This window comes from Glycomyces sp. NPDC046736, assembly GCF_040645615.1.
GTDB lineage: Bacteria > Actinomycetota > Actinomycetes > Mycobacteriales > Micromonosporaceae > Glycomyces.
This window is the reverse complement of record NZ_JBEYYO010000011.1, coordinates 41,097-58,298: the sequence shown is the minus strand read 5'-3', so window position 1 is coordinate 58,298 and position 17,202 is coordinate 41,097. Positions and strand designations below refer to the sequence as shown.

16 protein-coding genes are annotated in these 17,202 nt (G+C 68.9%); 9 read left to right on the top strand and 7 right to left on the bottom strand.

The window, feature by feature from the left end:
- Nucleotides 1-2 precede the first annotated feature (2 nt).
- The 5 genes from AB0B28_RS12620 to AB0B28_RS12600 all read left to right on the top strand — a co-directional run bounded on the left by AB0B28_RS12620 (nucleotide 3) and on the right by AB0B28_RS12600 (nucleotide 3,689).
- Nucleotides 3-1,676 (top strand): nitrite/sulfite reductase, encoded by a 1,674-nt coding sequence (locus AB0B28_RS12620; RefSeq protein ID WP_360120153.1) that lies wholly within the window; start codon nucleotides 3-5, stop codon nucleotides 1,674-1,676.
- Nucleotides 1,673-1,876 (top strand): hypothetical protein, encoded by a 204-nt coding sequence (locus AB0B28_RS12615; protein ID WP_360120151.1) that lies wholly within the window; start codon nucleotides 1,673-1,675, stop codon nucleotides 1,874-1,876. The genes AB0B28_RS12620 and AB0B28_RS12615 overlap by 4 nt, the downstream gene beginning before the upstream one ends.
- 25 nt (nucleotides 1,877-1,901) lie before the next feature.
- Nucleotides 1,902-2,612: a phosphoadenylyl-sulfate reductase gene (locus tag AB0B28_RS12610; protein ID WP_360120149.1), complete on the top strand. Its 711-nt coding sequence runs from the start codon at nucleotides 1,902-1,904 to the stop codon at nucleotides 2,610-2,612.
- The gene (locus AB0B28_RS12605; protein WP_360120147.1) at nucleotides 2,605-2,889 is read left to right on the top strand and encodes a hypothetical protein; all 285 of its coding nucleotides are present in this window, start codon (nucleotides 2,605-2,607) and stop codon (nucleotides 2,887-2,889) included. The genes AB0B28_RS12610 and AB0B28_RS12605 overlap by 8 nt, the downstream gene beginning before the upstream one ends.
- 131 nt (nucleotides 2,890-3,020) lie before the next feature.
- Nucleotides 3,021-3,689: a CbiX/SirB N-terminal domain-containing protein gene (locus AB0B28_RS12600; protein ID WP_360120145.1), complete on the top strand. Its 669-nt coding sequence runs from the start codon at nucleotides 3,021-3,023 to the stop codon at nucleotides 3,687-3,689.
- Nucleotides 3,690-3,878: 189 nt separating this feature from the next.
- Here AB0B28_RS12600 and AB0B28_RS12595 read toward each other — a convergent pair whose 3' ends face one another.
- A complete protein-coding gene (locus tag AB0B28_RS12595; RefSeq protein WP_360120143.1) occupies nucleotides 3,879-4,322 on the bottom strand; it encodes a hypothetical protein in 444 nt (147 codons plus the stop codon).
- Nucleotides 4,323-4,354: 32 nt separating this feature from the next.
- Between AB0B28_RS12595 and AB0B28_RS12590 the strand changes: the two genes are divergently transcribed.
- Both AB0B28_RS12590 and AB0B28_RS12585 read left to right on the top strand, forming a co-directional pair.
- The gene (locus AB0B28_RS12590; protein WP_360120141.1) at nucleotides 4,355-5,308 is read left to right on the top strand and encodes a diacylglycerol kinase family protein; all 954 of its coding nucleotides are present in this window, start codon (nucleotides 4,355-4,357) and stop codon (nucleotides 5,306-5,308) included.
- A 770-nt stretch (nucleotides 5,309-6,078) separates the two neighbouring features.
- Nucleotides 6,079-6,342, top strand: coding sequence for a WhiB family transcriptional regulator (locus AB0B28_RS12585; RefSeq protein ID WP_360120139.1), 264 nt, complete (start codon nucleotides 6,079-6,081; stop codon nucleotides 6,340-6,342).
- A 264-nt stretch (nucleotides 6,343-6,606) separates the two neighbouring features.
- On the opposite strand, the gene AB0B28_RS12580 is transcribed toward AB0B28_RS12585, so the two are convergent.
- The gene (locus AB0B28_RS12580; RefSeq protein WP_360120137.1) at nucleotides 6,607-7,056 is read right to left on the bottom strand and encodes an anti-sigma regulatory factor; all 450 of its coding nucleotides are present in this window, start codon (nucleotides 7,054-7,056) and stop codon (nucleotides 6,607-6,609) included.
- Between the two features lie 360 nt (nucleotides 7,057-7,416).
- Complete coding sequence (gene sodN, locus AB0B28_RS12575; protein WP_360120135.1) at nucleotides 7,417-7,827, bottom strand: superoxide dismutase, Ni; 411 nt, start codon at nucleotides 7,825-7,827, stop codon at nucleotides 7,417-7,419.
- A 338-nt stretch (nucleotides 7,828-8,165) separates the two neighbouring features.
- Between sodN and AB0B28_RS12570 the strand changes: the two genes are divergently transcribed.
- Entirely contained in the window at nucleotides 8,166-9,140 is a 975-nt protein-coding gene (locus AB0B28_RS12570) for a zinc-binding dehydrogenase (protein ID WP_360120134.1), read from the top strand.
- A 157-nt stretch (nucleotides 9,141-9,297) separates the two neighbouring features.
- Nucleotides 9,298-9,792: a hypothetical protein gene (locus tag AB0B28_RS12565; RefSeq protein ID WP_360120132.1), complete on the top strand. Its 495-nt coding sequence runs from the start codon at nucleotides 9,298-9,300 to the stop codon at nucleotides 9,790-9,792.
- A 110-nt stretch (nucleotides 9,793-9,902) separates the two neighbouring features.
- Here AB0B28_RS12565 and AB0B28_RS12560 read toward each other — a convergent pair whose 3' ends face one another.
- From AB0B28_RS12560 to AB0B28_RS12545, 4 genes are all read right to left on the bottom strand, one after another.
- Nucleotides 9,903-10,790 carry a carbohydrate ABC transporter permease gene (locus AB0B28_RS12560; RefSeq protein WP_360120131.1) on the bottom strand — a complete coding sequence of 296 codons (888 nt, stop codon included), beginning with the start codon at nucleotides 10,788-10,790 and terminating at the stop codon, nucleotides 9,903-9,905.
- A 1-nt stretch (nucleotide 10,791) separates the two neighbouring features.
- Complete coding sequence (locus AB0B28_RS12555; RefSeq protein ID WP_360120129.1) at nucleotides 10,792-11,733, bottom strand: sugar ABC transporter permease; 942 nt, start codon at nucleotides 11,731-11,733, stop codon at nucleotides 10,792-10,794.
- Nucleotides 11,734-11,755: 22 nt separating this feature from the next.
- Entirely contained in the window at nucleotides 11,756-13,081 is a 1,326-nt protein-coding gene (locus AB0B28_RS12550; RefSeq protein WP_360120127.1) for an extracellular solute-binding protein, read from the bottom strand.
- A 217-nt stretch (nucleotides 13,082-13,298) separates the two neighbouring features.
- Complete coding sequence (locus AB0B28_RS12545) at nucleotides 13,299-16,973, bottom strand: multifunctional oxoglutarate decarboxylase/oxoglutarate dehydrogenase thiamine pyrophosphate-binding subunit/dihydrolipoyllysine-residue succinyltransferase subunit (protein ID WP_360120125.1); 3,675 nt, start codon at nucleotides 16,971-16,973, stop codon at nucleotides 13,299-13,301.
- Nucleotides 16,974-17,202 lie beyond the last annotated feature (229 nt).

The window sequence follows — 17,202 nt, the reverse complement described above, 5'->3', positions numbered from 1 at the left end:
CGATGAGGAGTACCGTGCCAACGCCAACGCGCAAACCGTCCCGCCCCAAAGGCCAAGGCCAATGGGCGATGGGCCACCGGGAGCCGCTCAACAAGAACGAGCAGTCCAAGAAGGACGACAACCCGCTCAACGTTCGGCAGCGCATCGAGAACATCTACGCCCACGGCGGATTCGACTCGATCGACCCCGCTGACCTGCGCGGACGCTTCCGCTGGTGGGGCCTGTACACCCAGCGCAAGCCCGGCATCGCCGGCGGCAAGACCGGCATCCTCGAAGAGGAGGAGCTGGACGACAAGTACTTCATGATGCGCGTGCGCATGGACGGCGGCCAGCTCGACCTCGCGCAGCTGCGCACCGTCGCCGCCATCTCCAAGGAGTTCGGCCGCGACACCGCCGACGTCACCGACCGCGAGAACGTCCAGTACCACTGGATCCGCGTCGAAGACGTCCCCGAGATCTGGCGCCGCCTCGAAGCGGTCGGCCTCGACACCCAGGAGGCCTGCGGCGACTGCCCGCGCGTCATCCTCGGCTCCCCGGTCGCGGGCGTCCACACCGACGAGGTCATCGACGCCACCCCTCAGATCCAGGAGATCTACGACCGCTTCATCGGCGACCGCAGCCTGTCCAACCTGCCGCGCAAGTTCAAGTCGACCATCGGCTGGCTCCCCGACAGCCCGTACGAGACCAACGACATCTCCCTGATCGGCGCCCACCACCCCGAACTGGGGCCGGGCTTCGACCTGTACGTCGGCGGCGGCCTGTCCACCAACCCGATGTTCGCCCAGCGCCTGGGCACCTGGATCTCCCAGGACGACGTCGTCGACGTGTGGGTCAACGTCGTGCGCATCTTCCGCGACTGGGGCTACCGGCGACTGCGCACCCGCGCCCGCCTGAAGTTCCTCGTCAAGGACTGGGGCGCCGAGAAGTTCCGCGAAGTCCTCGAATCCGACGCCTACCTCGGCCGCAAACTCCCCGACCTGGAGCAGCCGCCGGTCCCCGAGAAGCTCCTCGACCACATCGGCGTCCACAAGCAGAACGACGGCAACTACTTCATCGGCGTCGCCCCCGTCGCCGGCCGCGTCTCCGGCACCGTCCTCGACCAGCTCGCCGACATCGCCGAGAAGTACGGCTCCGACCGCGTGCGGGCCACCCCGCTCCAGAAGCTCCTGCTCCTGGACATCCCCGAGGACAAGGTCGAAGCGGCCGTCGAAGACTTGCGCGCGATCGGCCTGGAGGCCAACCCGTCCCCGTGGCGGCGGTCCACCATGGCCTGCACCGGCATCCAGTTCTGCAAGCTCGCCATCGTCGACACCAAGGACCGCGCCCGCGACCTCGTGGCCGAACTCGAGAAGCGCGTCCCCGAACTCGACGAACCCGTGTCGATCCACGTCAACGGCTGCCCCAACGCCTGCGCCCGCACCCAGACCGCCGACATCGGCCTCAAAGGCCAGCTCGTGGTCAAGGACGGCCGCCAGGTCGAAGGCTTCCAAGTCCACCTCGGCGGCGGCCACGCCTCCGCCGCGAGCCTCGGGCGCAAGGCCCGCGGCCTCAAAGTCGCCTCCGAAGACCTCGGCGACTACGTCGAACGCGTCACCCGCCGCTACCTCGCGGGCCGCACCGAAGCCGAGACGTTCGCGCAGTGGGTCCACCGCGCCGAGGAATCGGAGCTCCAGTGACCGCCCGCGTCGTCCCCTACAACTGCCCCTACTGCGGCGAGGAAGACCTCCGCCCGTACGTGTCCGATTCCGACAGCGACGTCGAGATCCGGGGCGCCTGGCACTGCGCGGACTGCACCCGCGTCTTCGCCGTCAAGTACCACGGGATGGCCGTCGCACCGCAGTACGCGGCGCCGCCCACGGGCGACCGGCCCGAATAGCAGTACCCGATCGGAGTGAAGCAGCATGAGCAGCACCGGGAACCAAAGAGATCCCTTCGAACTCCGTGACCTCGCGACCGAAGCGGGGAAGCGCCTCGAAGACGCCACGGCCCACCAGATCCTCGAATGGGCCGTGGGCGAGTTCGGCGAGCGCTTCTGTGTGACCTCCTCGATGGCCGACGCCGCCGTGGTCCACCTCGCCAGCCAGGTCGCCCCCGGCATCGACGTCGTGTTCCTCGACACCGGGCTGCACTTCCCCGAGACCCTCGAAGTCCGCGACTTCGTGGCCTCCACCATGAACGTCAACGTCCGCTCCATCCGCCCCGACCAGTCGGTCCTGTCCCAGGACGCCGAGTTCGGCCCCCGCCTGTTCGACCGCGCCCCCGACGAGTGCTGCTCGCTGCGCAAGGTCCTCCCGCTGAACGCGGCCCTGGCCGACTACGACGGCTGGGCCACGGGCCTGCGCCGAGACGAGGGCCCGACCCGCGCGGGCACGAAGGTCGTCGACTTCGACCTCTCGCGGCGCAAGGTCAAGGTCTCCCCGATCGCGAAGTGGACCGAAGCCGACCAGGAGGCGTACATCGAACGCCACAACATCCCGGTCAACCCGCTGCTGGGGGACGGCTTCCGCTCGATCGGCTGCTGGCCGTGCACCCGCCGCACTGCCCCGGGTGAAGACCCGCGCGCGGGCCGCTGGGCCGCCTTCGACAAGACCGAATGCGGCCTGCATGTCTGACACCGCGACTTGGGCGGCCGACGTCGAGGCGGAACTGGCCCGGCTTGAGGTGCGCCGAGCGGGACCGGTGAGCGACCAAGCGACGGCGGCGCGAAGCGCCGCCGTCGCGGGCGTTGACCGCGCTTCGAACGAACTCGCGCCCGAAGCGCGACGCCGCTTCGGACTCGTGAGCGGCGCTGAAGGCGGCGCGCGCAGCGCCGCCTTCAGCGCCGCCGACCGCGCTTCGAGTGGCCTGCTCGACCCGCGAACGCAGGACCCGGCGGAGCCGACGCGGTGACCGACGCGGACGGCGGGCGAGGCGCGGCGCAGTCCGCGCGTCGCGCGGGCGAGTCGCCGGATCGGGCGGGCGCGCTTCGCGCTCCGGAGTCCGAGGCGGACGACATCCGAACGGCCGCATCTTGGCCGGTTGTGCTTGTCGCCCATGGGAGTCCGGATCCGCGTTCGCCCGAAGCGGTGCGGGCCATCGCCGCCGCCGCAGGGGTTCGCGCTGGTTTCCTGGAGTTCAACGAACCGCATCCGGTCGAGGTCCTCACCGATCTCGCCGATGCGGGAGCCGAGCACGCCGTCGCATTGCCGCTGCTGCTCACCGACGCCTATCACGCCAAGACCGACCTCCCCGAGGTCGCGCGCCGCGCCGAAGAAGCCCGCACGGGCCTCGCTGTCGCGCTCGGGCGGCCTGTGGGGGATCGCTCGCTCGCCGCGGCCTTGATTCGCGGTCTGCCTGAGGGCACCGACGGCCTGGTGGTCTGCGCCGCCGGGACTCGGGTCGACGCGGGACGCGCCCATGTGGCCGAAATCGCAGCCGAAGCCGGACGCCTCCTTGGTGTCCCGGCCGGTCCCGGTTTCGCCTCGGGGCCCGGGCCGAGTGCCGATGACGCGGTGCGGGCCCTCAACGCCCAAGGGGCCCGGCGCGTCGCGGCGGTCTGCTACTTCATCGCCCCAGGTCTCCTGTGCGACAAGGCGACCGCCGCAGCCCGCGACGCGGGCGCGACCCACATCGGCGAACCTCTCGGCGCGGCCCCCGAACTCCTTGCGGTCATCGCCGAGCGAGCCGCCGAGGCTCAGCGGCACGCCTGAACCCGCGCACGCCGAACACTCACGGGACCCCTGGGGATGGGCCCCCGGATTTCAACGATGCCATGGGGGTCCGACACGCCTCGGGCCCCGAATCGCGGGCACGCCGAACACTTGCTTGGGCCCTGGGGATGGGCCCCCGGTTATCAAGCGTGCCTTAGGGGTACGACATTCGCCTCATGCGAGGAGGATTCACTCGCTGAAGCGGCGGTGTTCGCCGAAGCCGACGGCTCGGCGGCTCGGGGCGCACAGGATCAGGGCCAGCAGACCGGCCGAGAGTCCCCAGGCGCACAGGCTCAGCACCGGGTGCGCGGCCTCGCGCAGGTAGTAGCCGACCGGGAGCCACAGCAGCGCCTGGAAGACCGCCTGGGCGACGATGTCGCGGCATTGGAGGAGTCTGCGGCCGATGAACCAGTAGTACAGCGCCGCCAGCCACGCGAGCACCGCGATCCCGATCGCGCCCGAGACCGTGTCGACGTCGCCGGTGACCACCTGCACCAGGTCCCAGGCGCCGAGCACCACGAGTCCCGTTGCGAGGAGCCAGAACACGCCCGCGGCCACGGTGAGGGTCCACGGACGGTCGCCGTCGCCCGGCGTTTCGGTGACGGCGCCCATGTCGGGATCGGTTTCGTTCACACGCCAACCGTATCCCGGGCTACGCTGCGCCTATGCGCGACCTGAAAGCAGCGCCACAGCGTGGTCTGCTCATCGTGAACCCGAAGGCCTCCACCGGCTCGCGCCGCCGCACGCGTTGGGTGACCAAGAAGCTCGATGACGTGCTCGACCTCACCGTCGAGCAGACCCGCGCCCGCGGCCACGGCGAGGAACTCGCCAGGAGGGGCGCCGACGAGGGCTACGACGTCGTGCTCAGCCTCGGCGGCGACGGGACCGTCAACGAAGTCGTCAACGGCCTTGTGGCCGAAGGACGCCCGGCCGACCAGGCGCCCCTGTTCGCGCCCATCCCCGCCGGGTCCACCAACGTCTTCGCGCGGGCTCTCGGCCTGCCCTGGGACCGCCGCCGCGCCTCGCTCGCGATCGTCGCGGCGCTCCAGGAATCTCGTACGCGCACCGTCAGTCTCGGCCACGCCCGCGGCGAAGGCGTCGACCGCGTGTTCACCTTCTGCGCCGGACTCGGCTGGGACGCCTCGATCATCAAGAAGGTCGAGTCCTACCGCAAGAAGCGCAATCTCGGCGCGCATTACGCGCGCGCTGTCATGGCCGAACTCAATGAGCATGGGGTGGAAGGGGATTCGATCGATGTGGAGCTCTCCACCGGCGAATCGGTGCTCTCCACCGGAATGGTCGTGGTGCAGAACTGCGCGCCGTGGACCTATCTGGGTACCCTTCCGGTGAATCTCAACGCGCGGGCGACCTTTAATGCTGGACTTGATGTCCTGATTCTGCGTAAACTTGGCCTGTCGGACGCCGCGCGGACCGCAGCCTCACTGCTGGTGGGCCGCGACGGACCCGACGGCAAACACGCGGTGACGCATCACGATCTCTCCAGGATTCGGCTGCGCGCGTCGCTGCCGCAGGCTTTCCAACTCGACGGGGACTACCTCGGCGAGCGGACCGAAGTCGAACTCGACTCGGTCCCGGACGCACTGCGGGTGGCCTGCTAACAACTTGGGAAAACCTCGAGGTGGGTGTTGACAACTCGCCCGTGAGCAGGCAAGGTTGATTTCGCCATCCCTACCGGGACGGCGCGAGACTTACAACCGAATATCGTCTTTTCGGTGCGTATATACCGGGCAACCGTGGGTACTTCTGCCCTGGCGGGACTTCCGAACTCAGTGAGTCGGCCAACCTTGAGTACCAGTGTGTCAAACCGGTTCGACTCGCTGTCACCGACCCCGGCCTTTCAGTTTCAGAGGTCGTGACGGAGACCGCCCCGAGGGTCCGCGGTAGGGATCCCGGCGGCATTGCGGAATGAGTTCCACGAGTCTTCTTCGAGGTAGCGCGGTGAGTTCACTCACTTCGAGCTGATTTCCGGAGTCGAACCCTTGACAAATCCCCACCTTGTGAAAGTATTCACAAGGTAGCCGGGCACAATGGTGCGGACCTGTCGCGGTCCTCGTTCGCGAGACCGTCGACCCGCTCGGCCGCCACTTGGGTGACCGACGCCGCAGGACGGGTGTGCTCCCTCCGGCGTGCAGCAATGATGCTGATGCGACCAGGAGCGTGCCGCTCCCGCGGCGACAACGATTCCCTTTCCCGGGAACCGAGTCCCGCCGGTCCCGCCCGCGGGGGTGCGACCGCCGTTCACGGCGGAAGCGGCGCGGGGACCATACGGCCCGAATGCCCATCGGGTCCGAACGCCCGAACGCAAGCGTTACAACACCAGCTACACACCACCAGTGAGATACCTGATGCTTCAGCAAGGAGATGTTTGATGGATTGGCGCCACGAGGCCATCTGCCGCGACGAGGACCCCGAACTGTTCTTCCCGATCGGGGACACCGGACCGGCACTGGTACAGATCGAGCAGGCCAAGAACGTCTGCCGGCGCTGCCCCGTGACCGAGGAGTGCCTGCGGTGGGCGCTCGACAGCGGACAGGACGCGGGCGTTTGGGGCGGCATGAGCGAGATCGAGCGCCGCGAGCTCAAGCGCCGCTCGGGCGCGCTGCGCACGCTTGCGACCCAGGTCGTCGGCTAGTACCCGCGCAATCCCTTGATTTAGTCCATCCCTCGAATTTGTGCACACAACAGAAGCTTGGAAGGCCCGGCTTGCCCGCCGGGCCTTCAAGCTTTCCTGCGAACGCTGAGCGGCCATGACGACGATCATGCCCCACGGGTACGACACTCCCCGGGCCCGAACGCGGGCAACGAGTGCGACACGCCCGGACGCCAACGCGCTGAACGGAGGTGACACCTCGCGGACCCCGGCGGGCAGGACGGGAACAGGACTCCCCGGCCGCGCTCAGTGGATCTGGTGGCGCTCGGTGTCGGCGTCGGCCTCGGTGGCCGGGCGGCGCTGGCGGATGCGGATCACCGTGGCCGGGCCGTCGGTGTCGGCCTCGACCTCGTCGGTGAGGGCCTGGAGCACCTGCCACTGGTAGGAGCCGGCGTCGGGCAGGGGCTCGCCCCCGGGGCGGCTGAGCACGATCTGGAGGGTCTCCTCGGCCACTTCCAGGCGGCAGTTGAGGGGCTCGTCGCCGGCCTTGCGGCGGAACACGCCCCGCGAGCGGCCCGGTTCGACGGGGATGAGCAGCGCGACGGCCGCGTTGACCGCCGCCCGGAGGTCCTCGATCTCGTCGAGGGAGAACCCGAGGCGGGTGGCCACCGCCGCGGTCGCGGTCGGCAGGACCGACAGGTAGTCGCCCGTCGAGGGCACGTCGAGCAGCAGCACGTCTTCGCGCTCTTCGCTCACCGGCATCGCCATTTTCTGTGACACGGTCTGTGGGACGGTCTGTGACACTGCGGGGGCCGGCGGTGTCGCCGCCTCCCGCTGCAAAGGATAATCCGACCGGCGACGCGCCGCAGACCACCCCGACCGAATCACCCGCGAGAGCCGGGAGTATCGGCGCGCAAGCGTGCGAAACGAGGCGCGGTGGGAGCGCCGGGCGAACGCGGATCGGGGCGGCCGGTGGCGACGCCAAGCGTCGCCGCGCGGCCGAACCGGGTACGTGGGCGCCTGTGTGAAACGAGGCGGGGGCCGGGGTGGGAACAGTGAAGCGCCCGGCTTCGCTGGGTGCGGAGACGGGCGCTTGTCGGTCTTCGGGGCCGAAGGCTAGGCCTTCTTGGTCTCCCAGAAGATCGTGGCGATCTCGTCGATCTTGGCCAGGAGCTCCTCGGCGACCTTCGGGTCGGCCGAGCCCTTGGAGCCGGAGGCTCCGGCGAGCTTCGTCGCTTCGTTGACGAGCGTGTGGAGCTGCGGGTACTTCTCGAAGTGCGGCGGCTTGAAGTAGTCCGTCCACAGCACCCACAGGTGCTCCTTGACCAGGTTCGAGCGCTGCTCCTTGATGATCAGGGCGCGAGTGCGGAACTCAGGGTCCTCGTTGGCCTGGTACTTCTCGCAGATGGCCTTGACCGACTCCGCTTCGATGCGAGCCTGCGCCGGGTCGTAGACCCCGCACGGCAGGTCGCAGTGAGCCGAAGCCGAGATGTGCGGCAGCAACCGCTTGAGCAGAGGCTTGAACATTGCCCCTCCAGCTTCTTCCAGTGGGTTGTGATTCCATCGCCGACCCTACCTCTCCGAAGGCCCGATTCAACTGAGCCCCAGGGGGTGGGTGGTGGTGGCGGGCGAGACTGGATCCGAGTCCATTCGTTCGCTCGCAAGGCGGAAGGCTTCGCGCATACCGGTGTTGTATGCGCGGAGCCGACAACGCGGCGAGCGGGCGAATGGGCCGGAGCCAGACCGTTCGGCGCCGCCACCCACCCCCTAGAGTCGGAGGGGCGCCATTGCCCCTCACCGAAACCCATGATGGACAGTGCAATCGACGCGGTGCCGGTGAACGGCCCGCATGCTGGAGGTCAACGATGCTCGCCGCATACGCCCGCAACGTGAATCCCGACGACCCGTTCGCCGCGCTCGCGGTCGGGCAGATCGAACCGCCCGAGGTTCCCGCCGAATGGACCCGCGTGGACCTCGTGGCCGCCACCGTGAACCGCCACGACTACTGGTCGCTCCAAGGGGTCGGGCTCCGAGAGGACCAGTGCCCCATGATCCTCGGCACCGACGCCGTGGGCCGCACCGCCGACGGCGACGAGGTCGTGGTCTACCCCGTGATCGCCGACGCCTCGCTCGAAGACGAGACCCTCGATCCGAAGCGGACGCTCCTGTCCGAACACCACCCCGGCACGCTCGCCGAGCAGATCGCCGTCCCGGCCCGAAACCTCCTGCCCGTCCCCGCGGGGTGGACCGCCGCCGAAGCCGCGTGCCTGCCCACGGCCTACCTCACCGCCTGGCGCATGCTCACCACCCGCGGCCGCCTCAAGGCAGCCGGAGACAACGACGCGGCCGTGCTCGTCCAAGGCACCGGCGGCGGGGTCGCCACCGCCGCGATCGTCCTCGCCAGGGCCCTCGGCGCGCGCGTCTACGCCACCGGCCGCAGCCCCGAGCGGCGCGAGAGGGCCGCCGAACTCGGCGCGGTCCCCGCAGCGCCCGACGCCCGCCTGCCCGAACGCGTCGACATCGTCGTCGACTCGGTCGGCGAAGCGGTCATGGAGCACTCGATCAAATCCCTCAAACCCGGCGGACGCCTGGTCATCTGCGGCGTCACCGGCGGCTACGCGCCCCGCGTGGACCTGCGGCACGTGTTCTTCAAGCAACTGGAGATCCTCGGCTCGACCATGGGCACCCAGGCCGAACTGGCCGCGCTGCTGGACTTCTGCGCCGCTCGCAGCCTGCGCCCGGTCATCGACTCCACGTACGCGCTCGCCGACGCCGAGAGCGCCCTGCGCCGCCTGGCCTCGGGCGAGTCGTTCGGGAAGATCGTGGTCACCCGCGACTGACCCAGCGTCGTACTTACGACAGTGGCACCGGTTTCTGCCCGGTTCGGCCCCGGCGGGGCCCGATCCGGCCCCACCCTGTAGGAGATGCCGCCACGGCGCCTGGGCGCCCGGCGGGCATCGGCGCCCGGGTCCCCGGGCGCGGAGGGGAGCAGTGGCCATGACGGTCATGGGTCGGGTCAGGGGCGGATTGAAGTCCGCCGCGGGGAGCACGTGGACGGTCGCCAAGAAGATCCTGGTGCGGGTCGGGATCGCCGCCGCCATCATGGTCATGGCGGTGGCCTTGGCGAAGCACGGGGAGAGCGCGGCCTCGGCGCCGCAGGGCCCCGCCGTCGCGGGCACCGACGCGCATCCGATCAGCGCCCAGCGGGCCATCCTCACCGAAGGCTGGATCGCCGAGCAGTCGCTGTCGTGCGGGTACAAGGTCAACGCCACGTTCGGCGTGTCGATCTTCACCGAGGCGGACATGGGGGCGCGGCGCCTGGTCCGCCTGCACGACGACACGGTCGTCCAAGGGGCGTGTTCGACCACCGAGGGCGGCAAGACCATCGGCTGCGCGGGCCTGCGCTGGGAGACCACGTGGGTCCGGGTCCAGTCCGGGGACACAGTGGGGTACAGCCCCGCTTCCTGCCTGGTCAAGGAGGGAGCGCTGTAGGGGGACACGCACGACGGCGGCAGTGCCGCGGCGGACGGCGGCCCGGCCGCCGCCGCAAGGACGGAGAACGGGACCCGAGGCCGAGCCTCGGGTCCCGTCCCACTTCGGGCCTATTTGAGGCCGACGCCCGCGACGCCCCTGACGATCTGCTTCTGGAAGATCATGAACACGATGAGCAGCGGCAGCGCGCCGAGGATCGCCGCGGCCATGTTCTGGGCGTAGAACAGGCCGTAGCCGCCCGCGACCACGCCGAGGCCGACCGGGAGGGTCATCATCGACGGGTCGGTGGCCACCAGCAGCGGCCACAGGAAGTTGTTCCACGAGCCGATGAACGTGAAGATCCCGACCGCGGCCATGATCGGGCCCGACAGCGGCAGGATCACGTTCCACAGGATGCGGAGGTGCCCGGCGCCGTCGAGCTTCGCGGCCTCCTCGTAGTCGCGCGGGATCGCGTCGAAGAACCGCTTGAGGATGAACACCATGACCGGCGCGACCACCTGCGGCAGCGCCAGGCCCCAGTACGTCCCGGCCAGTTTCAGGTCGTTGACCAGGTCGAACAGGGGGATGATGAGCGCCTGCGAGGGCACCATGAGCCCGGCGATGATCGCTGCGAAGATCACGTTCTTGGCCGGGAAGTCGAACCGGGAGAACCCGTAGGCAGCCGTGACGCACAGGACCAGCGTCAGGACGGTGACGATGGTCGAGACGATCGTGGAGTTGAGCATCCACGTGAGGTGGTCGCCGCGTTCGAACAGCGTCCGGTAGCCCTCAAGCGACCAGTTCTCGGGGAGCCAGTGGATGTCCTGGCCGAGGCTCGCCTCGGTCTCGGTCTTGAGCGAGGTCGACAGCGCCCACAGCAGCGGCACCAGCCACATCAGGGCCAGCGCGGCGGCCGAGACGTACACGATGACCGCGCCGACGGTGGGCTTCTTGAACCTGCGCTTGGGCGCGGCCTGCGGCCGGGCCTCGGGGGTGGTCTTCTCCTGCACTGCGGTCATGTCAGGCCTCCTTCCGGGAGAACAGCCGGAACTGGACGATGGAGACGATGAGGATGAGCACGAACAGCACGTAGGACAGCGCCGACGCGTAGCCGATGCGGTAGCCCTCGAAGCCGGCGATGTAGATGTAGTGGATGGCGACCTCGGTGGCGCGGTTGGGTCCGCCGCCGGTCATGAGGTACATCTGGTCGAAGATGCGCAGTGAGGCGATGAGCTGGAGCACGATCACCAGGGCCGTGGTGCGCTTGAGCAGCGGCAGGGTGATGCCCCACAGCTGCTGCCACCAGTTGGCGCCGTCGATGCTGGAGGCCTCGTACACGTCGGGGCTGATGGTCTGGAGCGCGGCGAGGTAGAGCAGGAAGTTGAACCCGACGGTCCACCACACGGTGGTCATGACGACCGACCACATCGCGGTGTCCTCGTTCTGGAGCCACAGGACCGGCTGGGTCGCGTCCTGGATCCCGAGGAGTTGCAGGTAGTGGTTGAGCAGGCCGCCGTCGGGCTGGTAGACCCAGATCCAGATCATGGTGACGACCGAGACGGGGACCACGAACGGGGCGAAGAACGCCATGCGCAGGAACCAGCCCATGCGGCGGGCACGGTTGACCAGGAGCGCGAGGACGATCGCGAGCACTACGAGGGGCGGGGTGGAGTAGATGGTGAACTCGGCGGTGTTCCACAGCGCGGCCCAGGCGCGCTCGTCGCCGAAGGCCTCTCTCCAGTTGTCCAGGCCGACCCAGGAGGCGGGGCGGCCGGTGAGGCTCTTGTCGGTGAAGGAGTAGTAGAGGCCGAGGAAGGTCGGCCAGACCAGGAAGAGGGCGTAGAAGGCGGCGAAGGGGAGGACGAACCACAGGCCCGTCCAGGACTTCTTCTTCGCGGTGGGGTTCGGGGGCCGCGAGGTCGCGGGCGACGCCTGCTCGGGCGTCTCGGTCTGCACAGTCATCGGCTGTCCTTGGGGGAACGTTCTATTCGACCGGGTTGGGGAGTGCCAGCAGTGTCTGGATCCGCTCCTTGATGAGGTCGAGGGCCTCATCGGGGGTCATGGCGAGGCCGTAGACCTGGTTGAAGATGGAGCTGGTCTCGTCGTAGAGGCGGGCGCCCGCTCCGGAGAACCACACGTCGGGGTCGAACTGGACGTTCTCGACCACGCCTGAGTATTCCGCGTTCGGTTGCAGCGCTTGGTATTCGGCGCTCTCGGTGACGGGCAGGTAGGCGGGGGTGTGGCCGCCGCCCTCGCCCCATTCGAAGCTGTGCTTGAGCATCCAGGCCGCGTAGGTGATGGTGGCCTCGCGCACCTCGGGGTCCCAGTTGTTGTGGCGGGGGAGCACATAGGAGTGGCAGTCGCCCTGGGTGCGGCGGTTGCCGAAGAAGTCGGGCATCTCGGTCATGGAGAAGTCGAGGCCCTGGGCCTCGTTGAAGGCCTTGAAGCGGTTGATCTCCCAGTTGCCGACCTGCACGAACGCGGCGGCGCCGTTCTCGAAGTTGGCCGCGCACTGGCCGCCGTCGGCGAACTGGGGGCACAGGCCCTCTTCGGACATGCGGTACATGATCTCGATGGCCTGGAGCGCTTTGTCGTCGTCCATCTCGAAGTCGCCGTCGCCGAAGGTCATCTCGCCGTCGTCTTGGCGGTACCAGGCCCAGAACTGCCGCCAGCCGCCGAGGGTGTCCAGGGAGGTCCCGTATTCGCCGGTGACGTCCTTGACCGCGCGCAGGACGTCGAAGTAGTCCTCGACGCCTTGGGTCTCGAGGAGGGTCCCGTCGGGGCCCAGGACGCCGGCCTGCTCGCAGACGGTGCGGTTGTAGTAGTTGACGAGGGCGTGGGTGTCGATGGGGATGGCGTAGAGCTCGCCGTCGACGAAGCACCGGTCCCACGTGGCCGCGTTGAAATCGCTCTCTCGGATGCCTTGGGCCTCCAGCTCGTCCACGGTGATCGGGTCCATGAGGGTCCCGGGGGAGATGCTCTTGAGGCGGGAGAGGTGGATGGTGGCGATGTCGCCGGCGTTGCCGCCGGAGGCGCCCATGACCAGCCTGGTGTAGAACGGGGTGCCCCAGGTGAAGGTGGTGGCCTGGAGGTCGTAGTCGGGGTACTCCTTGCCGAATTCCTCGTGCATCGCGGTCATGACCGCGCCGTCGGATCCGGCCAGGAGGTTCCACTGCTTGATCTGGGTCTTGCCGCTGAGGCCGCCGGTGATCGATCCGCAGCCGGTGAGTCCGATTCCGGCGGCCGCCGCAGTGCCGGTGAGGACCGCCCGCCTGGAAAGCGACCCTGGGGGCGAGGGATGGTTCGGCATCTGTGCATCACTCCAATGTGAGGCGTCGTGGGGGCGGCTGTGTTGAAGGGTGAGCCGTCCTGACATTGTTACCGCGCTCACGTTTGGAGTCAAGTGTTTGCATACGTTGAATTTTGTGCGGGGCTGGTCGCCGGGGTGTCGACTCAGGCCGTTCCTCAAGCGCGGCAACGCGAAAGGGGGAGGCCGCCTGGCCTCCCCCTTTCGCGTGTTCGCTTCGCTACGGCTGCGGGATCGCGACGTCGACCAGCGCCTGCTGTTCGACTTCGTGGACCTTCGGCGAGCCGGTGGACGGCGCGGCGGCGGCCGGGCGGGAGATGCGGCGCAGGTGGACCCCGCCGAGCTGCTCCAGCAGGTTGAGCGCGATGAACGACCACGCGCCCTGGTTGGCCGGCTCCTCCTGGACCCAGGCGGTCTCGTCGGCGTTCGGGAAGGCGGCGAGCGCGGCCTTGAGCTCCTCGGCGGGCAGCGGGTAGAGCTGCTCGACGCGGATGATCGCGGTGTCGGTGACGCCGCGGTTCTTGCGGGCGGCGGCGAGGTCGTAGTAGACCTTGCCCGAGCACAGCAGGACTCGCTTGACGCCTTCGGGGCTGATCTCGCCCGAGGCGATCGCCGGGTCGTGCAGGACCGGCTGGAAGCGGCCGGTGGTGAACTCGTCGAGCTGGCTGACGGCCGACTTGTGGCGCAGGAGCGACTTGGGCGTGAAGACCACCAGGGGCTTCTTGACCGGGTCGAGGGCCTGGCGGCGCAGCAGGTGGAAGTAGTTCGCCGGGCTCGTGGAGTTGACCACGCGCATGTTCTCGTCGGCGCACAGCTGGAGGAACCGCTCGATGCGGCCCGAGGTGTGGTCGGGCCCGGCGCCTTCGTGGCCGTGCGGGAGCAGCAGCGTCACCCCGGAGTGCTGGCCCCACTTGGCCTCACCGGAGGAGATGAACTCGTCGATGATGGTCTGGGCGCCGTCGACGAAGTCGCCGAACTGGGCCTCCCACGCGACCAGCATCTCGGGATTCTCGACCGAGTAGCCGTACTCGAAGCCGAGCGCGGCGAACTCCGAGAGCAGCGAGTCGTAGATGAAGAACTTCGCGGTGCGCTCGCCCAGGTGCGCCAGCGGGGTGTACTCCTCGCCGGTGGCCTGGTCGATGACGACGGCGTGGCGCTGCACGAACGTGCCGCGCCGCGAGTCCTGCCCGGCGAGGCGGACGGGCTTGCCCTGCATCAGGAGCGACCCGAACGCGAGGGTCTCGGCGAACGCCCAGTCGACGGTGCCCGAGGTGGACATCTCGCTGCGCTTCTCCAGGACCCGGCGCACGGCCTTGTGGGGGCCGAAGCCCTCGGGGAGCGTGGTGTGGGCCTTGCCGATCATCGCGATCGTCTCGGCGTCGACGGAGGTGTCGACGTCGGCGATCGGTTCGGGCTGGTGGCGCCACGGGAGCGGCCCGGTCTGCCCGGCGAGGGCCTCCTTGGTCTCGCGGAAGACCCGCTCCAGCTGGGCCTGGTAGTCGGCGAGCGCCTCCTCGGCGTCCTCCATGGTGATGTCGCCGCGGCCGATGAGCGCGCGGGTGTAGAGCTTGCGCACCGACTGCTTGCCGTCGATGACCTGGTACATCTGCGGGTTGGTCATCTTGGGGTCGTCGCCCTCGTTGTGGCCGCGCCTGCGGTAGCAGACCATGTCGATGACGACGTCCTTGCGGAACTGCTGGCGGAACGCGAACGCGAGCTTGGCGACCTCGGCCACGGCCTCGGGGTCGTCCCCGTTGACGTGGAAGATCGGCGCCTGGATCATGCGCGCGACGTCGGTGCAGTAGAGGCTGGAGCGCGAGTAGGCCGGGGCGGTGGTGAAGCCGACCTGGTTGTTGACGACGACGTGGACGGTGCCGCCGGTGCGGTAGCCGCGCAGCTGCGAGAGGTTGAGCGTCTCGGCGACGACGCCTTGGCCCGCGAAGGCCGCGTCGCCGTGGATCGCCACGGGCATCACGGTGAAGCCGTCCTCGCCCAGGTCGAGGCGGTCCTGCTTGGCGCGCACGACGCCTTCGAGGACCGGGTTGACCGCTTCGAGGTGGGAGGGGTTGGCGCACAGGGAGACCGTGGTCTCGCCCTTGCCGTCGGGGGAGTTGAACTTCCCGGTCATGCCCAGGTGGTACTTGACGTCGCCGGAGCCGCCGATGCTCTTGGGGTCGATGTGCCCCTCGAACTCGGTGAAGATCTTGGAGAGCTTCTTGCCGACGATGTTGGCCAGGACGTTGAGGCGCCCGCGGTGGGGCATGCCGATGACGACCTCGTCGAGTTCGGCCCCGGCCGCCTCGTTGAGGATCCGGTCCAGCAGCGGGATGAGCGACTCGCCGCCTTCGAGGCTGAAGCGCTTCTGGCCCACGAACTTGGTCTGGAGGAACGTCTCGAAGGCCTCGGCGGCGTTGAGGCGCCCGAGGATGTGCTTCTGCTCCTCGACCTTCGGCTTCTCGAACGGCACTTCGATGCGCCGCTGGAGCCAGGCGCGCTCCTCGGGGTCTTGGATGTGCATGTACTCCACGCCGATGCGGCGGCAGTAGGAGTCGCGCAGGACCCCGAGGATCTCGCGGAGCTTCATGCGCTGCTGACCGGCGAACCCGCCGATCGGGAAGGTCCGGTCCAGGTCCCACAGGGTCAGCCCGTGCGAGAGGATGTCCAGGTCGGGGTGGCGGCGGATCTCGTAGTGCAGCGGGTTGGTGTCGGCCATGAGGTGGCCGCGCACGCGGTAGGCGTGGATGAGCTCGATGACCCGGGCGTTCTTGTCGATCTGCCCTTCGTGGGTCTTGGAGACGTCCCGCACCCAGCGGACCGGCTCGTAGGGGATCAGCAGCGAGCGGAACACGTCGTCGAAGAAGCCGTCGCCCAGCAGCAGCTTGTGCAGGGTGGCGAGGAACTGGCCGGACTCGGCGCCCTGGATGATCCGGTGGTCGTACGTCGAAGTCACCGTCATGATCCGGGAGACCCCGAGGTCCGACAGGGTCTCGTCGGAGGCTCCGGCGAACTCGGCGGGCACCTCCATGGCGCCGACGCCGACGATGAGGCCCTGGCCCTTCATCAGGCGCGGCACGGAGTGGACGGTGCCGATCCCGCCGGGGTTGGTGAGCGTCAACGTGGCCCCGGCGTGGTCTTCCATGGTGAGCTTGTTGCCCCGGGCCTTGCGGACGAGGTCCTCATAGGCCTGCCAGAACTCGCGGAAGTCCATGGTCTCGGTGTTCTTGATGGACGGCACGACGAGCGTGCGGGTCCCGTCGGGCTTGGCGAGGTCGATCGCCAGCCCGAGGTTGATGTGCTCGGGGGTGACGATCTGCGGCTTGCCGTCGACCACTTTGTAGGAGGCGTTCATGCCCTGGTGGGCCTTGACCGCCTGCACCAGCGCGTAGCCGATGAGGTGGGTGAAGGAGACCTTCCCGCCCTGGCCGCGCTTGAGGTGGTTGTTGATGACGATCCGGTTGTCGAACAGGAGCTTCGCGGGGACGGCCCGGACCGAGGTGGCCGTGGGGATCTCCAGCGACGCGTCCATGTTCTGCGCGACCTTGGCCGCGACGCCTTTGAGCGGCTTGGTCACGGCACCTGCATCGTTCACTGTCGGGGTCGCCTTCTTCGGCTCGGGCTCCGCGGCGGGAGCGGGGGCGGGGACTGGCGCTGCGGCGGGCTCGGGAGCCGGCTCGGGGGTCTTCGCGACCGGAGCGGGCGCGGCAGCGGCTTCGACGGGAGCGGCGGTGGCCGCCTCCTCGGTTGAGGACGCGCTGCGCGGATCGCCGCCGAAGAACTCGCGCCACCCGGCGCTCACACTGTCGGGGTTCTCGCGATAACGCTCATACATCTCGTTGACCAGCCACTCGTTGGCCCCGAAGTCGGTCAACTGATTGCCCGGAGTCGCACTCGACACGACTGAATCGCCTCTTCTTTGACGCTGCGTGGAAGGGGACGGCAGTCCCCGGACTCAAGGGTAACCGGGAGGGGGAGAAAGTACAGTACCGGCAACGCCGTTGCGGGTCCGGTCACTCGCTTCGCGGCGAATGTGCTGCGCAGCAGCGCGATGCCCCCGGAGTCTCGTTCACCACACGTGGCGCGCAGGGCCCGGACGCGCGACCGCCGCGGCCGGGAATCCCAGGCCG